The organism is Peribacillus sp. Aquil_B1 (genome assembly GCF_022603275.1).
Lineage (GTDB): Bacteria > Bacillota > Bacilli > Bacillales > DSM-1321 > Peribacillus.
In genome coordinates, this window is the sequence record NZ_JAKXEE010000001.1 from 2,427,311 (window position 1) to 2,447,068 (window position 19,758).

The window sequence follows — 19,758 nt, forward strand, 5'->3', positions numbered from 1 at the left end:
TCATCCCATCCTTTCAATCGTTTGAAAAAAATCGGTTTCTTCTATATAAGTAGGTGAATTCCCTTTGATAAAATACTCGGATTCCTTTAAAAAAGGCAAGCTTGGATTTTGATTGCCCCACAATTCAGGAACGGCTAGAGTCTGGGAGCGATGGGCCTTTAAGGCACGGATTTTTTTCTGTAAAGTCCCTGCTATATCCACTTCCATGATACTGCTCAGCCCGTTTTCCTTAAACCATTCATCATAAAAAGCATGCCAAAGGACAAAGTACAGACTATGAACCCCAAAAGCTGAAAATACTGGATCTGGATAAAATTCGGGATCACCGGATTTTAGAAAAGCAAATTCGGCAGCACGGCCAATCGCACAATGGTCTGGATGCCCCCCATATTTCTTATGGAATGTTACTAATGCATCCGGCTGAACTTCACGAATCACCTTTACGATTCTCTCCGCCAATAAATCGAAGTCCTCAAATTCAATCGTTTTATCCCTTACGTTTAAAAATCGCAGGTCGCTGATCCCCAATTCTTCACAAGCGTTTTTTAACTCCTTTACCCTTAGTCCAGGCAATGCCTCCCTTGTTGTAAAAACGGGATTTCCCACGCGCCTGCCCATTTCGCCTTTAGTCGCACAAAGTAATGTAATATGAACACCTCGCTCAGACATTTTGGCAATGGTTCCGCCACACAGGAATGACTCATCATCGGGATGTGCAAGAACCACCAATAACCTATGTTTTGATTGCATATTTCCTCCTGCTTCGGATTCCCCAATTTCCCCGTTGCTAGATCCTCCATGAAAAAATGGACATGGATGTCATAACGGTTAGACAAATCATGCCCATCTTCATTTTTCGTCTATTATTTAGTCCTAAAGCACAATCATCTATTTGGTTAGCATAATTCATATAAAACGGATTTAACCGTTTCTATGACAAAGCGTAAATCTTCAACGGTCGAAGATAAAGGCGGTGCAATGATCAATACGTTTCCATATCCAGGAACTGTATCACCATTACGGCCGATAATAAGACCCTTTTCCTTGCAGACCCCGATTATTTTACCCATGAACTCATCGGAAACTGGCTTTTTTGTCTTTTTATCTTCCACTAATTCAATGCCATATAAAAATCCTACGCCCCGAACTTCCCCTACTTTATCAAGGGCTGTCAATTCTACTAGCTCACTTAATGTAGATTCACTAAGTTCAGATACTCGCTGAACGATTTTTTCATTTTCCAAGATTTCAATGTTCTTCAGGGCAACTGCGCAAGATGCAGGGTGGCCCCCATATGTTGACACATGCCTGAAATGATTTAAATTTCCGTTCTCTTTGAATTTCTCATAAATTCTCGAATTTACTGCCGTTGCTCCAAGTGGAAGATAACCGCTGGTCAAACCCTTTGCCATTGTTACAATATCCGGTTGAACTCGATCAGAGTGCATGAATCCAAACATTTTACCGGTTCTTCCAAAACCGGAAACCACTTCATCCACAATTAAAAGAACATCATGCTTCTTACAGATTTCCGAAACCCTCGTTAAGTATTCTTTTGAAGGAATAAGGACCCCGCCACCAGAGATAAATGGTTCAAGAATAACACCAGCTACCGTTTCAGCTCCTTCAAAATTAATGACCTGATCGATATATTCAGCTGCAAGCAAATCGGAGTTTTGAACGTTTTCCCCAAACGGGCTTCGATAGCTGTACGGCGGTGGCACATGCAGGAAACCGGGAACCGCCGGATCATATTTCACTCTCCGGTTTGCCTGTGCGGTCGCACTTAGCGCGCCAAAAGTATTGCCATGATAAGCTCTGTACCTAGAGATGAATTTGTATTTACCCTGATTGCCATTTTGTGAATGATATTGCCTGGCTATTTTAAACGCTGTCTCATTCGCCTCAGAGCCGCTGTTCGTAAAAAACGTTGTATAGGAGCCCTTTAAATGCTCACTTATTTTTGCAGATAATTCGATTGCCGGCTTATGGCTTAATGTTAAAGGGAAGTAAGATAAGTTAACCATTTGTTCATAGGCTGCCTGGGCAATCTCTTTTCTTCCGTGACCCAGGTTCAAGCACCATAAACCGGAAACCCCATCTAAATATTTATCCCCTTTAGCATCTGTGAACCATGAGCCGGATCCTTCTGTAGCCATCATGGGAGCATCCTTTTCATTATAGCGATGCATCGCATGCCATAAATGGTCTTTATCCATTTGAACAAGGTCTTTCGTTTCAGTCTCCATCTTCACTTTTGAAACCCCCTTATTATTCATCGAATGCAATTAAGTTTTCCCATGTTGTTACAGACCTTTATAGAGCGAATGGGTGATGGTGCAATGACCCAAAATTCAAGTCATCGCACCTGTCATATCACTCTATTTCTTACCATTATTTATCCCAGTTTTTATGATCTAAATGAGAATATTTTTCTAATAATCTAGTAGGCATTTTTAATGCATCTTTTCTGAATGGCGGTGCCAATTGTGTTCCATCGACTTGTATATCAATGACAGTCGGTTTATTTGATTTTATTGCTTCTTCAATGACAGCCCCTAACTCGTCAGCTTTTTCGACTCTGATACCAACAGCACCCATTGATCGGGCAACTTCTGCGAAATCAGGATTTTGGATATCCGCCCCTACAAAACGGTTATTATAAAAATCGACCTGATTCTTTTTCTCTGCACACCATGCATTATTATTGAAGACACATGCTATGACCGGTATGTTTTCTTCAACGGCCGTACTCACTTCATGTAAGCTCATGCCCCACGCGCCATCTCCAACAATGGCTAAAACAGGTGTATTCGGTTCAGCTAACTTGGCACCAAGTGCAGATGGATAAGCAAATCCCGTGTTCCCGAATGTAAGCGCAGCGATATGCCTGCGGCTTTGATTGAATTTTAAGTAAGCGTTTGCAGTTGACGATACATTACCGATATCTGTAGTAACGATGGCATTTTCAGGCAAAACTTTAGTCAATTCCAGAAGTGCCCGACGTGGATTGATCGGTGTTCCATCGACCATCGCAAGTTTCACCAATTCTTCTTCCCATTTTTGTTTTTCATTCGTTACTTCGACCATCCGCTTTTTTTCTTGTTTCAGGTTAGGTTTACTAGCCTTCAACCGTTTCAGGATTTCATGGCTCGCTTCACGGGCATCTCCGATGATCCCAACTTCCACAGGGTGTGTCCTCGCTATTTGCCTTGGATTAATATCTATTTGAATGATTTGTGCATCTTTAGGGAAATAATCAATGTCATAGCATGGTAACGTTCCAAAAACCGATAATCTTGTACCGACCGCCAATATGACGTCTGCTTTCTTTAGGGTATTCATGGCAGCCTTTGAACCCATGTAACCGATCGGGCCGACTGATAATGGATGATCTGCAGGAAAGGCATCATTATGCATATAGGATACAGCTACCGGAGCTGTTAAATATTCTGCAATATTCTTTATTTCCTCGATGCCATCTGAATCGACCGTTCCCCTACCGGAAATGATGACAGGATACTCAGCCTCAGCTAAAATTTCTGCCGCTCTATCCAAGGATTCAGAAGATCCGCAGCCCCGTTCATCTACGCGATATTGATGTGGTTGAAGGATTTGATCTTCCACTTCACCATAGAAGTAATCACGGGGGATATCGAATAAAACCGGTCCTCTCTCGGCATAGGCAATCCGAAATGCTGTCCTGAGGCAATCAGCGACCCGGCCTGGATGTGTCACTCTAACCGTTTCTTTCGTGATGGCCTTGAAGATGGAAACCTGATCACATTCTTGGAATCCATCCCATCCAACCGTTGGTGTACCAGCTGAAGGTGATATGACCACCATTGGAGTATGAGCTTGATTGGCCGCTGCAACAGAGGTGACCATATTCGTCATTCCAGGTCCGTTTTGCCCGATGACAACTCCTGCAACCCCGGAGACACGACAATAGGCATCTTCCATATGTGCTGCACTTTGTTCATGGCGGACACCAATGAAACGAATGCCTGCAGTTGGCAATAAATCAAGCATATCCATGAAAGCAGATCCCAGAATTCCCGAGATATGTTTAACTCCCTCGGCCACTAATGTCTCAACGATGGCTTCACTTGGTGTCATTTTAACTTTCGTACCTCTTAACATTTTTGTTTCGACCATAGCACATTCTCCTTAATTATATTATTTCTGATAATGACGTTGCGACGTCCGTACCAGTTATAAGATGTATAATACTACCATTGGGCGTAACAGTCAATCAATAAATTGAATATTTTGAATTTAATTAAATAATCTTACCATCATAGTCACTAAATACTGTATTTGAATCTTATTTAACCAATAAATATATCCTTTTTTTCTGTCAATCTGTAGTTGATCCTATCGATGATCTCCAATAAATCACCTATTTCATCAATTACGAAATCGGCACCTGCATTCCAAAAACGATTTTCTGCATGCTTCATCCGTTTTTGCAGATCATATGGGTCCATTTCGTTGATTTCTGCTTCTGAAAGGCCGATTTCACTGCCGCCTTTCAATACGGCAACAGTCCACATTCCCGCAGAAATGCCTTCTTTGATGTCACTGATCGTATCGCCGACTTTAACGATTTTGCTGAGTGGATACACTTGGAGATTCATCGCCGTCTTAAAGCACATCCAAGGGGCAGGCCTTCCTGTCGGCACTTCGGAAGACGCAATGATTGAATCTGGTTGATAGCCCCATTTTTCCGCCTCTTCTTTAACAACATCAATCATTTCACGAGTATACCCTGTTGTCGAACCGATTTTTATTCCTTGCTGCCTTAATCGGCTGACTAATTCAATAACGCCTGGTATTGGCTTGGCGTTCTCCTTGAGAACCTTAAAAAGCAAAGCCTCAAAGTCCTTATATAATGATTTTAGATCTCTTTCGTCCGGTTCTTTCCCGAATTTAGCAATCCATAGATTGGAGATTCGTTTCATTTTCAGGAGTTCCATTATATGATCCATTTTCAATAAACCCATAGGTTCCCTTGCTTCCCTAATGGTAATATCTATCCCCCTTATCCTGAATATCTCTACAAATGCTTGGACCGGCGCAAAACAACCATAATCCACCGTCGTTCCTGCCCAATCGAATATGACTGCCTGAACCTCTTTGCATTCTTTCGCATTTTCCAATCTATGCTCCCCTCCTTATCCTTACCTCCTCAAAAATCACCAAACATGCTAAACCTGGCTATAGAGACAATTCAGTTAACTTCTTCCAAAAATAACTGTAGATCTTTTTTAGTAGCTTCAGAGAGTCGTTTAATCTTTTCAAGGTCTTTATCCGGATTCCCTGACTCCCCAATTAATGGATAAAGGTTTTTCTCAATCCGTTCATACCAATTTGGGTGTTCATCTTCCACTTGCTTTTCTATCGAATCCCAAGTAGTACTGACCTCTTTACCCAATTCTTGAATTTTCTCTGAATCCGCCTCCATACTTATTTCTGAATCCAATTCTTTTATGGATCGAATCACATCGCCGACACCTTTTTTAATAACCTGGGTTTCACTCGTATTTGAATCCGGATTTTCATTCATGACTGGACTATTTTCTTGTTGAGCCTCATCCGGTTCAGCTGAATTGTTGCAGCCAGACAGCAATATGGCTCCAAGGAAAGCACCATAAGTCATTACACGGAAACCATTCAACATAATCCCTCCTTCATGATTTAAAAGACAGATGGCACCAAGCATTTAATGGCATAACTCTCTTTTTCTATGGGTTCATATTCTAGCTGATTAGTGATTGAAGAATTCTGTCTGAGGAGTGCCTTAGAAGCAAAAGAAGAATTGCCTTAAAATGGTATAGAGCCAAAACTATAACTTTTCAGAATTAGGGGAACCAGAAACAATATTTAATTCATTCTCCAAATACTTCGCTTTTTTTCTTCGAATGAAAAAGAATGAACAGATAACGATCAAGCTAAATAGCATGGTAAAGATAAACTGAGGACGCTGCGAATCAATAAAGGCCATTAATACTAACACAGAAATCATGGAAATTATGGTTGCATAAGTCAAATATGGGAATAACCACATCTTGATCTTGAAAATTCCGGGATTCTCTTTCTCCATTCTCTTCCTTAATCGGAGATGGGAAACCGCAATGGCCAGATAAACAAGAATTCCGACTCCACCTGAGGAATTCACTAAAAAGAAAAAGATTTTATCAGGTGAAACATAACTGAAAATGGTGCTGATAAAGGCAAATAAAGTAGAGCCGACTACCGCAAATATAGGGACGCCATTCTTGCTCACTTTTGAAAATACCTTTGGGGCGTCGCCCTTTTGTGCAAGTGAAAATAACATGCGTGAACTCGTATATAATCCCGAATTCAAACAGGATAGCAACGCAATGAGAATCACTATATTCATGATCAGGGCAGCAGAAGGGATACCCAGCAATTCAAGGACGGCAACAAATGGACTTTTCAGCAAAGAAGCCGAATTCCAGGGTAATAGCGTCACTAGTATCGCGATGGACCCAATATAGAAAATCAGGATTCGCCAAACGACACTATTCAATGCACTTCTAACTGATTTTACCGGATCACTGGTCTCACCCGCGGCAATCGCTGGAATCTCCACTCCAACAAATGCATGAAAAACAATGGCGACGCCAACAAGCACAGAACTTAGCCCGTTCGGAACAAAACCGCCAAAATTCAAAAGATTCGAAGCGCCAGGTGGTTTTATCGTTGGGATAAGCCCTAATATCACAGCCACACCCAGGCACAAAAATAGTATTATACTGATTATTTTAATGATTGAAAACCAGTATTCGAACTCACCAAACGATTTAACGGAAAAAATATTCGTCATTTTCAATAGGATGATCAATGATAGACTTATGATCCAGACGGGGACGGAAGGAAGCCAGCTGTGTATGATTGCTGCTCCAGCTGTTGCTTCCAAAGCAATGACGATAACCCAAAAGAACCAATATAACCAACCTGTTGTAAAACCGGCCCATTCACCTATCCCCTCTCTTGCATAAACGGCAAAAGATCCAGTATTGGGATTAACTGTGGCCATTTCCCCAAGCATCCTCATGACTAGAACAACGATCAAGCCTGCCAAAACATATGATAATATCGCCCCGGGGCCCGTTTGACCAATAATGATACCGCTTCCAACAAATAAACCAGCGCCTATGACACCACTTAAGGATATCATCGTTAAATGTCTTTGTTTCAGGCCTGGTTTCAGTTCTTCCTGTTGATGTTTCATACCCTCCACCAACTTTCAATATTTTGGGAAATCAACTAAAACACTCGCTACTTGCATGTAAAAACAAGGCTTTTTCAACTGCCTGTCCTTTACACTTTCACAAAGATAGTGGGAACTTGGAAACATGGCATTTTAAAAAACAACACAGGAGATGACGCTATGAACTTAAGATTCTATATCATTATTCCCCCTTCCTTAAGGCTATTTTGAAAGTCAAAGCGGATATAACATCATTACGTCATGATGTTAGTACCACTTTCTATGTGTATAATACACTCTGATTTTTTTAAAGTCAATTTAAAAATCAGAATATTTAGATAACAAATTGGAAATTTTTAAATAAAATAAACGGTCTCCAGTTAGTCGGCAATGCTTTCATTTTACTTCTTTAACCTTTGAAGTTTCATTCAACACACTTTCCACTGCTGACTTTACGGCCTTCTGTTTTCTATCCAGCATTTTCTTTAGAAGATATGAAAAAAACAATGTGAACGCTATTCCCTTAACAATCGAAGTAAACCCATAAACAAGAAGGCCCAGTATGAGTACGATAAGATTAATAATCCTGATTGTCGCAGCGATATCAATTTTTTCATTTTTATGATGCAAAATTAAGGCAATCACATCAAAGCCAACAGTGGAGGCATTTGCTGTTATACATAAATAATATCCTATCGCTATCAAAATCGACGAAATGATAATCACTAAAACGATATTTACATTAATATCAATGTTCAATGAATAAAAAAAATTGAAAAAAACCATATAGCTAAGGGAACTTACAATCGACTTAAAAAAGTATTCTCTCCCTAGAAAAACTAAACAAATGAATAACAGTAATCCTGTTACTAAGTTGGCTAGTATGGCAATGTTATAACCCGATAATGCATTCAATAATAATGCCGAGCTAGTTACCCCGCCATTGATAATTTCATTGGGAACGATTAAATAAGCATAGGCAAAGGTCATGGAAATGTTTCCTGCAATAATTTTCATCAAATCCTTCATAAACTTCTCACCATCCATATTGATTTTTTGATAAGGCTTTCCCCCCTAAAATATATATTTATACTTGAACCATATGATACACACTCACCTCTTACACCAATTTATTCTACCTTTTTCCCTTTCGATATTTTGGATGATTTTACGAAGAATGCATATATTTGATCAAGTGATTAGAATAATTCGCTAACTAGAATCCTCTCTCCTTCTAATAAACAAAATAAAACATCCCCCTTAAAAGTTGAGGATTTTCTTGTTTACCACGTAATCATTTAGACATTGCAGAGTTTCTGTACAAATTTATCTGAATGAATGAAACAAATTCCACAGGGTAGTACATCGAGAAGGCATCTTATAATGCTCGCTTCAATGGACATAATTCGAAGATGACATCCCAAAAAATCTGACAAAATAGATATGAAAAGCATTATTGTAAGGAGACAGATGCAAGAGAAAATCCCCCGTTTATTCACATCAAATATTATTCCGCAATAAAAAAGTTGAGGGGACATATCCCTCAACTTTTTAGTGTTCCATTAACTATTTCCTAAGAAATGTTTCATTCAATAGGTTGTGATTATCATTTTCATGTTACAGGTAATGCTGACTCATCTTTCATAAGCCTTTTTCGGTAAACCATATTGGACAGCTGTACACTCACTTCATAAAGCACAAGCAAAGGGACGATAACCAAAATGTCCGAAATTATATCTGGAGGCGTAATCAGGATCGAGATTATGACCAGGAAGAAATAAGAAATCTTACGTGACTTTTTCAACACTGCGGGATTGATGATGCCTAATCTGGTCAGGAACATGACCACAAGCGGCATCTCGAATAAAATCCCAAAAGGTAAGATCAAATTAATCATGAACCGAAAATACTTTTCCGCAGTGAACATCATTTCGAACTGCCCGGCCGATAGGGAAGTGAGGAAACCCAGCACGATTGGAAACAACACAAAATATCCAAATGAGATACCGGTGATGAATAAAATGAACAGCCCAGGTATGAACCGAAATGTAACTCTTCTCTCTTCCGGTTTCAAAGCTGGAGCCACAAAGCGCCATAACTGATAGGCTGCTAGCGGAATCGTTGCAGCTATTGCACAAACCGCGGCGATAATCATGTATACCCACAGGATCTCACTTGGTCCGAGCACGGCAAGCTTCCCTTCCAAATCCTTTATGAGCAGTTCATAAATATCCTGTACGAAAATGAAACTCACTATGAAAAAAGCCACAAAACCTATCAGTGTTTTAATGATTCTGCTTCGGAGCTCCTCCATATGTTCAATAACGTGTAAATCCTTACTTTCCACCTTCACTCCTCCTTTTTAGATATTTCTTGCACTATTGCAAAATAGCACTCTCCCTCGAACCCTTCTCATGAAAAGAAGCAGGCGAGACTTTCCGCCCGCTCTATCCCATTAAATTCATCCCTCTTTTTTAACAGCTCTTAACGTAGCTTTATTCTCATTTTCTTCCTCTTTATCTGAATCATTCACCAAACCTTTTGTTGCACTTTTGAATTCGGACAATGTCCGGCCAAATGCACGGCCGATTTCCGGCAGCTTGGACGGTCCAAAAATAATCAGTGCAATCACCAGTACAATCACCAGACCGGGTATTCCTATATTTGAAAGCATTCTTATTCACTCCTCTAATTTTCTCATTTTCCTTCGCTATATCCTTGTCAAGCATCATAATGGTTCCCTATCAATTAGTCACTTTCCCCTGACTTTTCATTCTTTGCTTTTCATGTGCGCGATTATGGGCCCGTGTCCGATCTTCCTCGACTTCGTTCGTTTTTTGTACACCTTCCATAACCGCTGCTGATGCAACCTTTCGCAGCCCTGTTTGATCCTTATCAAAAACAAAGGATGCTCTTGTCGATATATCCGCACCTGGTTCTGTCACGAATGGGACTACACGATAGTCAGCCTTCCATTGTTCTGGTGTTACTTTGCATCGGACATATCCCCGGTAATCATTAAAGAACTTTATATGTGGATTCTGACTTAGTATTTTATCCGTATCAGCACGCTTATCCGCTCCATTTCCACCAGATGTGATGGAAGTGCCGACAAACTCCACACCGAAAATCTTTGAATTTGGGTCATCGAAATTCTCCTTTAAATTAGCTGCCCAGCTTGCATGTACATCACCAGTCAACACGACCAGATTTTCCAGGTTGTTACTTTTGATTACATCAATTAAACGATCGCGTGCAGCTGGGTAACCATCCCAAGAATCCATGCTGAATTTGGGAGCGGTTGGTGTTCCATAATTCCGTTGTGCAAAGAAAATCTGCTGAGGCAGAACGTTCCACTTCGTTTTTGATTTTGATAGATTGTCAGTTAGCCACTGTTCTTGCTCTGGACCTAACAATGTCCGTTTCGGATCAAGTGACTCAGGCGTTTGCGGTGAACTTCCATCGCCGTTTGCCTGATCATCCCTGTATTGACGTGAATCCAATACAAAGAAAGAGGCCAGGTCGCCATATGTGAAATTTCGGTATAACCGCATATCCGCCCCCTTAGGCAAAGATGATTTACGTAGGGGCATATGCTCATAATAAGCCTGATAGGCGGCAGCCCTTCTCTTGATGAATGCTTCTACCGATTGTCCTTTTTCCGGGATGACATTTGCATAATTGTTTTCAACTTCATGATCATCCCAAGTCACGACCCATGGGAAAGCTGCGTGTGCCGCCTTTAAATGTGTATCAGAGCGGTATTGTGCGTATCTATTTCGATAATCCTCAAGCGTGATGATCTCCGGACCACTATGTACACGGACATTACCTGTAGAAGAAACATATTCATTTGGTCCATATTCATATATATAATCGCCAAGGTGGAAGACAATATCCAGATCTTCTTTTGCCAAATGTTTATAGGCCGTATAATAACCATGCTCAAATTGCTGGCATGAAACAAACGCGAATGACAAGCTCGAAACACTTGAACCTACTGGTGGAAGAGTTTTCGTTTTCCCAGTCTGACTTACTTCCCCTCCGCTTTTAAAACGGTAAAAATAGACCTTATCAGGTTTTAACCCGCTTACTTCCACATGAACGGAGTGGCCAAGTTCCGGCCTGGCTATTTCCTTGCCTTGCTGGACAACCTTTCGGAAATTCTCATCCTTTGCCACTTCCCATTTAACGGAAATAGCTTCTTTTGGCATTCCTCCACCATTCAACGGGTCAGGTGCCAACCTTGTCCATAAAACTACACTGTCCGAGAGCGGATCACCTGAAGCTACACCGAGAGTAAATGGATAATCACTGAATTTCGGGGCAGCATTCACTTCAATCCCGCCCATTGATTGGGCAAGGGCAAGACCTAATGAAAGTCCGGCAAGCTTACTTGCTCCCTGGATAAAATTTCGGCGGTCCATATTCTTACCTAATTCGCTCCAATTCTTAATTAAATCATCCATTGCTCTTTCATTATTCATTGATCTTTCCCTCCTATTATTTGAATCTGGTTCAAGTATAGAAGGCCATTTTTAAAGGTGTATGAAGATGTGTAAATCAATAAATTCCCAATTAGGAATTTTTAGTCATGACTAATGGCACCTATTGAATACAAAAAAAGTTTTGATTCACTCATCCATTTACATAGACCTACAAACATTTACATATAACGACAGTCTTTCAGCCTAGTTCTCTTAACGAATCATTTATTTAATCGTTACAAATAACTTTTATGGGCTATTTTTACAATAAACCTTTAAAAACTATAAAAGCCTAAAGAAGCCAGCGAAATAATGGAATAAAAGAAAGATCGACATCACTTGGTTGGAACCCACCGTAGTAAGGAAACCTTGATTCAAAGGAAGGTTTAGAAATCATCAAAGTTTTCTGAAATCGGACAAATAATGCTTCAGCAATATTTATATAAGTGAATACTCACTTTTTTTGTATAAAAACATCCTAATTTATGTAATAATAGTTTCATAACAAAAAAAAGAAAGCACTTGAGGATTCTGCATTGGAGAGTATGGAAGCAATATTTGAAAAAATTGAGATATTGAGGAAAGAACTAATAACCACCGGATTGATTTATGGATTTACTGCCCCAAAAACATTACATAAAAGCCAGGAACTTGATAAACTGTTGAATTTACTTACAAATGAAAAAGAACCAAATGATTTAGAATATGTCTAAAAAGCTGAATGAAGCCTGATTGATTTTTCTACTAATACTTCATGGATTCATCACTGTCTAGTTCATGCTTCTCTTACCTCTTATATTTTTTTTGGACTCGTGGTCTAATTTTTATGTAATACCCGCTAAATCATTAGTTAATTGTTAACATCATCACTCTTCCTAATTAAAAAGCATCCAAGATCAGTGGATGCCTCAGACTGTAAACAAAATCGAGAATTTGTCTACAATTTTTTTTGATTGTACAAATTTGGACGTTGATTGGAACGTATTAGGGCACTCGCTTTCCGTGGGCGGTCCGCCGGCGCACTTGCGCCTGTGGGGTTTCCCTTGGACTCGTTATTCCCGCAGGAGTCTCGCACACCCGCTCCAATCAACTATGTTTAAAAATTTGTATAATACTCCTTTTGCCTACAGTCTTTTTTGTTTTAAAATAGATATATTAAAACTTGAGATGATGAGTTTGCTTTATAAACATGATTCTATTCAGCGAGATCAACTGGAATGATTACTTTGGATCAACTCGTGCCTGCGAACGTTTGGTTCGTAAAATTCAGGCTTCCATTGATTTCTCTTTCATTTATGATTTAGTGAAAGATATGTATTCAGAGAAAGGAAGTATTGATCTAGTTAGGTTTTGAGGGGATTATCATTGACCACTATGGGACTGCTACATAAAAAAATAGAGACAATGAGGAAGAATTAATAAATACGGCATTGAAACATCGGATCACTTCACCAAAAACTTTACATATAAACCAGTAACCAGAAAAACTGTCGGGAAACTGGGGAAATGAAACTGGCTGTTTTTTCGTCGAGAAATTCCCCCAATTTCATAAGTCTAGCGTTTTCTAAGCATTCATTTTCCTATATCTTACGGTCATATCAACTATTGTCAATAAAAAAACAAACCATAACATTGGATTATTCAAAGAGATTCCTACAGTAGATTTTCCGCCCAATACCGTTAATACTCCTATTAGCACTAACATATAAAAAATAAATACTGCCTCTCCAATTAATGCATTTTCACAATCTTTTTCAGTCTTTCGATTAATGACAATATAGACAACCGCAAATGAGATCATTCCAATTGTCAGTGCAGTTTTAGGAATGTCTTTGAGAACGAGATGAGGGAAATAATCAAAAATCATAAGAAAAGAAAATAATAAAAAGATACCTATTCTCAATAATATTTTCAAATTCATCTTATTCCCCATTTCCTCGATTTATTATTTCCCAAACCAGTAATTACATTGGAAATATTGAACTGATTTGGGTGATGTGTAATTACTTTAGCCATAATGAACCACTGTCGCATGATAATTTCTTTTCTTTTCTGCAGTGCTATATGAACTTGATACCTAAAAACCCACGTAAGTTGGACTAATTTTGGACCAGCTATTTAACTTTACAAAAAGCCAATTAGCGAATACACTATCTGTCAATTTTTCAGGAATCTTTTTCATCATATATGCAAAAATTAGATTTTTGGCTTCATTTACACCGGTATTTTTGTAGGTTCTATAAATAGGAGCTATTTCAGTTTCTAAGTAGAGGCTGAAGGCTGAGGCGGGAACAATTCCGATTTCTATATCTGTTTATAAAATCCTCTCATTCCCATATCTAGGTATTATATACCATTTTATATTAACATTTTCATGAAAATATAACTACATTTATTTTATTTTTATAAAAAAATACAAAAAATAAGGGTCTGAAGAATCATTATCCAAATTATCGTTACCTCTTTTATAAGCTGTGGGATTTTATGACTTCATTCAAACTTGGAATAAGTCTCGGTCAAGATTTTTTTCGAAAGAAGTAGTTTTTTATGTTCGGTCAATTCTTTGAATGGTTCACATAGACGTCGTAAAAGATACTATTTATTATGTCTTCTATTAATTTTTAAAAGTCTCATTTCCTCATACATTTAAATGCTTTTATAATATTTGTTAAGCAATATCAAAATTAATATATTATATTAATATTTTATGATTTCGATATTACGCTTATTGCTTTTAAAAAGCTCAAGACAATTATGCCCCATGTAAAACGATTTATTCGTTCTTTCAATAAGAAAAAGAGCCGTTGTAACAGCTCCTTGTCCCCCTATTTCACCCTTTTGAAACGATAGCGTAATGATTCTCTTACTTATTTTTTACTCTTTGCATCCGTTTGAGCTTATATTGTTCAAAATCCCACTCAGACAAAAATTCTTTTGCAGAAGTATAGCCTGATTTATAGAGAAAGTCGATTTCATCCTCATTCAGTTCAAAGTCCGTTGCGTTGATGCCTCCAGTAGGAATTTGAACCGTGCGTTCAATCGTTTCTTCGTTCATATGTCGTAAATCATGGGCTTGAAGCATCGTTTTAAATATATTTTTGAAAAGGTGGATTGGTGTTGGTATCACCGGATCTATGTTAACTTCATCTTTCACAAAATGGAATCCGAATGTTGGAAAGCGAGGATTGTCTGTATCAAAAATCCATATTGGGAAGTTACTAAGCAAACCACCATCTAAAATGTAGGATTTTTTCCGGTCTTTTGATTTCCAAATAACCGGACGGAAGAAAAATGGCAGAGAGGCACTCATCATTACGGCAGTTGAAACTTTTAAATCAGCAGGAGACATCCCATACCGTTCCAAATCATCTGGCAAAATAAGCATCTGACCATTCGAAACATCAGACGCAATGATCTTCAACTTTCCATTTGGAAGATCCGCGAATGTCCTAATCCCTTTTTCTGAAAGAAGGGAATCCACCCATTTTTCCAAATAGTCGTTTTTGAAAATCCCAAGATGAACCATAAGTTCCAAAAAGGAGCCCAAAATGGGAATTCGATTTAGAATTGTCCTGCCCCGCATCTTTGAGTAGTTGATTTCACTATATCGTTCTCTAATTTCATGGCTTTTATAGCCACTAGCCAAAAGAGCTGCGATTACTGCTCCTGCTGATGTCCCAGCAAGTCTTTCCCATTCTACTTTTTCCTCTTCCATTGCTTGAATCGCTCCAATAAAAGCAATTCCCCTGACCCCCCCACCTTCAAAAACGGCATCTGCTTTCATTTTTTACCACCTCTCGATAAGAGTTATTATAATTAGTAACAACAATTTCAAATAAAGCGAATTTTCACACTCCTAAAAATCAAAAATCAGCCCCGTCAGAATATAACTGCCAGCTATCGAAGATTGGAATTAATGATGGTTCTATTTTTATACCAAATTAATTCGCTAACAGTATCAAGTGTCTCATGGTTGTGTTTTTCAATCTGTCACACTACTTCTGTAATATCATGTTCTTTGACCTTGCCAGCTTTTCAGGTTTTCGCATGAATAACTGCACTTCTAATCTCTGATTACGCTTTCCATCCCTGATTGGCAATTGGTTGCATATTCATCCATTTTTCCTTTTTATTTTTTATCACCTTTGTCATCACTTCATGTCTGTGGATTCCCCACTTGAGAAACCTTTAATCATTTACTCTGACTCTACTGCAATATGATTAAAAGTGGATAGACCCCCTTAACAATGGTGACACAGCATTGATGGTAATTAAACGTAATAATAGTAGCAGGATAGCATCTTTTATCATGGTATGTATAAAACGAGGCAATTGCATGGACAAACTGTCAGATACCTTCTAAAAAACTTTATGTAAAGTGTCTACCCCACTTCTTTTATTTAGGCTCTACTAAACTTTAAGTTATCTTAATGGAAAATTATTGGATTAATAATTCAAACAACATCATTATGAATAAAGACAATAAGAATAGATTAGTATTGGGAACTAAGTGGAACGTTCAGCAGTTTTTTTGGTGAAAAACAAATTTATTCACTTATCAAAAAAAAATTTTTCTTTACAGGATGACCTTTATTTTTTATAGAGGTATTTTTTATATTATGTAGAAAAGGATATGTAACAATTGAAGGAGTGAAAAAATGGAAAAGAACCGTGCCAAGAAAATGTATGATTACCATGTTTGGGCTAATCAGCAAGTGTTCCAAAACTTAAAACAATTACCGGCGGGAGTCTATGCTGACACGATAAAAAGTGTCTTTCCATCCATCAAGGAAGTCCTTGTTCACCTTTACGCAACAGATATTACCTGGTTGGAGGTAATGAAAGGAAGCACCATCCAAGAAACTTTTAGGAAAGTTGAACAGCGGCGGAAAGAAGTGGACGGAATCTCATTAAATGAACTGGAATCCTGCTATGATGAACTTGCAAAAGAATATGACAATTTTCTTACTTCACAGCCTGATCTCGAACGGACGATTGTAACTGAACATCCCAAAATGGGGGTTTGTGAGTTTGTACTTGCCGACCTCATCCATCATGTAGTGAATCATGGGACCTATCATCGCGGTAATGTGTCCGCGATGCTCCATCAACAAGGCGAGCGTGGCGCACCTACAGATTATGTATTTTACTGTTTAAAGTAAACTCGGTATGGCAAGCTCGAGGGAACATGATCTGCTCATTCCAGATGAAAGCCGATGATCCTCTTGCCAAGGAATCATCGGCTTTTATTATATGAAAATCCAAACGTTCGTGATATGTTCATATTCAGTCAGTAGCAAAGCCTTCATTATATGTTACATGATTTTTTAGAGCTTTACCCGTTGAAGGCGAAGTGCATTCAATACGACTGATACAGAACTGAAGGCCATTGCAGCACCCGCTAACCACGGTGCAAGCAGTCCGATTGCCGCAATTGGTATTCCGATTACATTATAGGCAAAAGCCCAAAATAGGTTTTGTTTGATATTTCGCATCGTTTTCCTGCTCATGAGGATTGCATCTGCAATACTGTTCAAATCCCCCCGGATCAAAGTGATATCGGCAGCTTCCATGGCTACGTCCGTCCCGGTTCCTATAGCCATTCCTATATCGGCTAGCGCCAGTGCAGGAGCATCATTTATCCCATCTCCGACCATTGCCACTCTTTTACCGGCGGCCTGCAGTTTTTTGACTTCTTGCGCTTTCCCTTCAGGAAGGACTTCTGCAATCACTTGGTCTATAGCGACTTGTTTGCCGATGGCATTTGCTGTTCTTTGATTATCCCCGGTTATCATGATGACCTGGATATCCATTGCTTTTAACCTTTTAATCGCCGTAAGCGAGGTATCTTTTATCGTATCGGCAACGGCAATGAGTCCTGCATATTCCCCTTCAATGCTAGCGAGCATCGCGGTCTTCCCTTGCTCTTCTAGTTCTTCCATCGCTGTAAGTGCCTTAGTAATATCGACGTTATTTTGCTTCATCAATTTACGCGTTCCCACGAATAACACTTTTTGATTCACTACAGCTCTTACCCCATAACCAGGAATCGCTTCAAATTCCTCAACCATAGCAAGTGATATCTGTCTTGCTTGAATTCCTTGAACGATTGATTGCGCAAGAGGGTGTTCAGATTGTTTTTCAGCTGAGCCGATTAGAGATAAAAACTGTTCTTCTTCCATACCGTTTTCGATGAGGACATCGGTCAGCACTGGGGTACCATTCGTTACTGTTCCCGTTTTATCCAAAATGACCGTATCTATATGGTGAGTGGTTTCCAGGTGTTCCCCGCCTTTAAATAAAATACCGAATTCGGCGGCCCTACCTGATCCAGCCATGATCGATGTAGGAGTGGCCAGACCTAAAGCACATGGACAGGCTATAACTAGCACTGCAATCATCGCTTCAAAAGCCGGGGTGAATTCTCCAGGGTTAACCCATATCATCCAAACCAGAAAAGTTAAAAGGGCGATCCCGACAACAATTGGAACGAAGACACCGGAAATTTGGTCAGCAAGACGTTGAATCGGAGCTTTGGAACCTTGTGCATCTTCAACCACTTTGATGATTTGGGAAAGAGCTGTATCCCTTCCGATCTTTGTCGCCTTCATTTTGATAAACCCATTCTTATTCAATGTTGAACCGATTACAGTATCCCCGTTTGTTTTATCCACCGGAATGCTCTCACCCGTTAACATGGATTCATCGACGGCAGAGTTCCCTTCGACTACTTCTCCATCGACAGGTATCTTTTCACCCGGCTTCACCAAAATCGTATCCCCTACGATGACTTCCTCAAGTGGTATTTCCCGTTCTTCCCCATTTCTTACAACCAGTGCCGTTTTAGCCTGAAGCCCCATCAATTTTTTGATGGCCTCGGAAGAACGTCCTTTTGCTTTTGCTTCAAACAGCTTTCCTAAAAGAATGAGGGTGATAAGAATCGAGCTAGTTTCGAAATAAAGCTGTGCCGTATTGTGATGGGATCCCATCGAAATGATCGCCTGATAAACACTGTAAAAATAGGCAGCGGATGTTCCCATTGCGACTAATACATCCATATTGGCGCTTTTATTTCTCAGGGCTTTATATGCCCCTACATAAAACTGCTTTCCAATCAGAAATTGCACGGGTGTCGCGAATGCCATTTGCACCCAAGGGTTCATGAGGAAATCAGGCATATAGATAAACGAAGTAAAACTAAAATGGCTTACCATCGCCCATAACAATGGAAAAGATAATACGACCGAAAAGATGAATGTATTCTTTTGTTTTTGAATTTCTTTTTGACGGAAATCCACGGATTCCATATTATCTTCCTTGATGACCGCCCCATACCCCAGCTTCTCCACCCGTTGAATGATGTCAACTGGGGAGGCTTCGGAAGGATCATATTCGACGGTCGCATTTTCGAGCGCAAGATTCACATTGGCCATGCTTACTCCATCCAACTTATTTAACCCTTTTTCAATTCGGTTAGCACAAGCCGCACAGGTCATGCCAGTAATCGTAAATTCCGTTTTCTCTTTTACTACATCATAACCGAGATCTTGAATTTTCTTTTCAAAGTCCTTGTTGCTTAATTTTTCCGAATCATATTTAATGACCGATTTCTCAAGAGTCAAATTAACGGTGGCTTCCTCAACGCCTTCCATTTTGTTTAACCCTTTTTCAATTCGGTTAGCACAGGCAGCGCAAGTCATACCTGTAATCTGCATACTTGTTTCTTTTATTTGGCCGCTCACATCATCCCCGCCTTCCTATACCGCTATGGGGTATAAATCTTCGTAAAAAAGAAGTGCTTAACAGCACTCTCATAACTTACTCGACATCATAGCCTTGATCATCGATTGTTTCTTTTATTTTCTCAAGTGTTACTTTTTCCTTATTAAACGCTACATCCACTTTTCCGGCATCCAAATTCACTTTTACACTTTCAACACCTGCAAGTTTCCCTACATTCCCTTCAACTGCATTCACACAATGTCCACAAGACATCCCACTTACATTCAATGTTACATTTTCCATTTCAAC

Annotated in this window: 16 protein-coding genes; 2 read left to right on the top strand and 14 right to left on the bottom strand. The window is 39.4% G+C overall.

The genetic code is table 11. The features are described 5' to 3' along the window. From MPH60_RS11875 to MPH60_RS11920, 10 genes are all read right to left on the bottom strand, one after another. The gene (locus MPH60_RS11875) at positions 1-750 is read right to left on the bottom strand and encodes a PIG-L family deacetylase (protein WP_241588874.1); all 750 of its coding nucleotides are present in this window, start codon (positions 748-750) and stop codon (positions 1-3) included. 146 nt (positions 751-896) lie between these two features. Further along, positions 897-2,249, bottom strand: a complete 1,353-nt coding sequence (locus tag MPH60_RS11880) for an aminotransferase (RefSeq protein WP_241589044.1) — start codon at positions 2,247-2,249, stop codon at positions 897-899. A gap of 145 nt (positions 2,250-2,394) precedes the next feature. Next, positions 2,395-4,158 carry a sulfoacetaldehyde acetyltransferase gene (gene xsc, locus MPH60_RS11885; protein WP_241588875.1) on the bottom strand — a complete coding sequence of 588 codons (1,764 nt, stop codon included), beginning with the start codon at positions 4,156-4,158 and terminating at the stop codon, positions 2,395-2,397. A 173-nt stretch (positions 4,159-4,331) separates the two neighbouring features. Then, positions 4,332-5,162: a phosphonoacetaldehyde hydrolase gene (gene phnX / locus MPH60_RS11890; protein WP_241588876.1), complete on the bottom strand. Its 831-nt coding sequence runs from the start codon at positions 5,160-5,162 to the stop codon at positions 4,332-4,334. 71 nt (positions 5,163-5,233) lie between these two features. Further along, positions 5,234-5,683, bottom strand: a complete 450-nt coding sequence (locus MPH60_RS11895) for a hypothetical protein (protein WP_241615828.1) — start codon at positions 5,681-5,683, stop codon at positions 5,234-5,236. Between the two features lie 165 nt (positions 5,684-5,848). Next, positions 5,849-7,261, bottom strand: coding sequence for an amino acid permease (locus MPH60_RS11900; protein WP_241588878.1), 1,413 nt, complete (start codon positions 7,259-7,261; stop codon positions 5,849-5,851). A gap of 375 nt (positions 7,262-7,636) precedes the next feature. Beyond that, entirely contained in the window at positions 7,637-8,269 is a 633-nt protein-coding gene (locus MPH60_RS11905) for a YitT family protein (protein WP_241588879.1), read from the bottom strand. Between the two features lie 583 nt (positions 8,270-8,852). Next, positions 8,853-9,587, bottom strand: coding sequence for a twin-arginine translocase subunit TatC (gene tatC, locus MPH60_RS11910; protein WP_241588880.1), 735 nt, complete (start codon positions 9,585-9,587; stop codon positions 8,853-8,855). Between the two features lie 114 nt (positions 9,588-9,701). Further along, positions 9,702-9,914: a twin-arginine translocase TatA/TatE family subunit gene (locus tag MPH60_RS11915; protein ID WP_241588881.1), complete on the bottom strand. Its 213-nt coding sequence runs from the start codon at positions 9,912-9,914 to the stop codon at positions 9,702-9,704. 70 nt (positions 9,915-9,984) lie between these two features. Then, positions 9,985-11,727: an alkaline phosphatase D family protein gene (locus tag MPH60_RS11920; protein WP_272492772.1), complete on the bottom strand. Its 1,743-nt coding sequence runs from the start codon at positions 11,725-11,727 to the stop codon at positions 9,985-9,987. A gap of 545 nt (positions 11,728-12,272) precedes the next feature. On the opposite strand from MPH60_RS11920, the gene MPH60_RS11925 reads away from it, so the two are divergent. Next, positions 12,273-12,440 (top strand): aspartyl-phosphate phosphatase Spo0E family protein, encoded by a 168-nt coding sequence (locus tag MPH60_RS11925; RefSeq protein ID WP_241589046.1) that lies wholly within the window; start codon positions 12,273-12,275, stop codon positions 12,438-12,440. Positions 12,441-13,291: 851 nt separating this feature from the next. Here MPH60_RS11925 and MPH60_RS11930 read toward each other — a convergent pair. Both MPH60_RS11930 and MPH60_RS11935 read right to left on the bottom strand, forming a co-directional pair. Next, complete coding sequence (locus MPH60_RS11930; protein WP_241588882.1) at positions 13,292-13,648, bottom strand: hypothetical protein; 357 nt, start codon at positions 13,646-13,648, stop codon at positions 13,292-13,294. A gap of 942 nt (positions 13,649-14,590) precedes the next feature. Further along, on the bottom strand, positions 14,591-15,511 hold the full coding sequence (locus MPH60_RS11935) for a patatin-like phospholipase family protein (RefSeq protein WP_241588883.1): 921 nt from the start codon (positions 15,509-15,511) through the stop codon (positions 14,591-14,593). 874 nt (positions 15,512-16,385) lie between these two features. Between MPH60_RS11935 and MPH60_RS11940 the strand changes: the two genes are divergently transcribed. After that, positions 16,386-16,889: a DinB family protein gene (locus MPH60_RS11940; protein ID WP_241588884.1), complete on the top strand. Its 504-nt coding sequence runs from the start codon at positions 16,386-16,388 to the stop codon at positions 16,887-16,889. 165 nt (positions 16,890-17,054) lie between these two features. Here MPH60_RS11940 and MPH60_RS11945 read toward each other — a convergent pair whose 3' ends face one another. Then, a complete protein-coding gene (locus MPH60_RS11945; protein ID WP_241589047.1) occupies positions 17,055-19,442 on the bottom strand; it encodes a heavy metal translocating P-type ATPase in 2,388 nt (795 codons plus the stop codon). A gap of 103 nt (positions 19,443-19,545) precedes the next feature. Beyond that, the gene (copZ, locus tag MPH60_RS11950) at positions 19,546-19,752 is read right to left on the bottom strand and encodes a copper chaperone CopZ (protein WP_241588885.1); all 207 of its coding nucleotides are present in this window, start codon (positions 19,750-19,752) and stop codon (positions 19,546-19,548) included. Positions 19,753-19,758 lie beyond the last annotated feature (6 nt).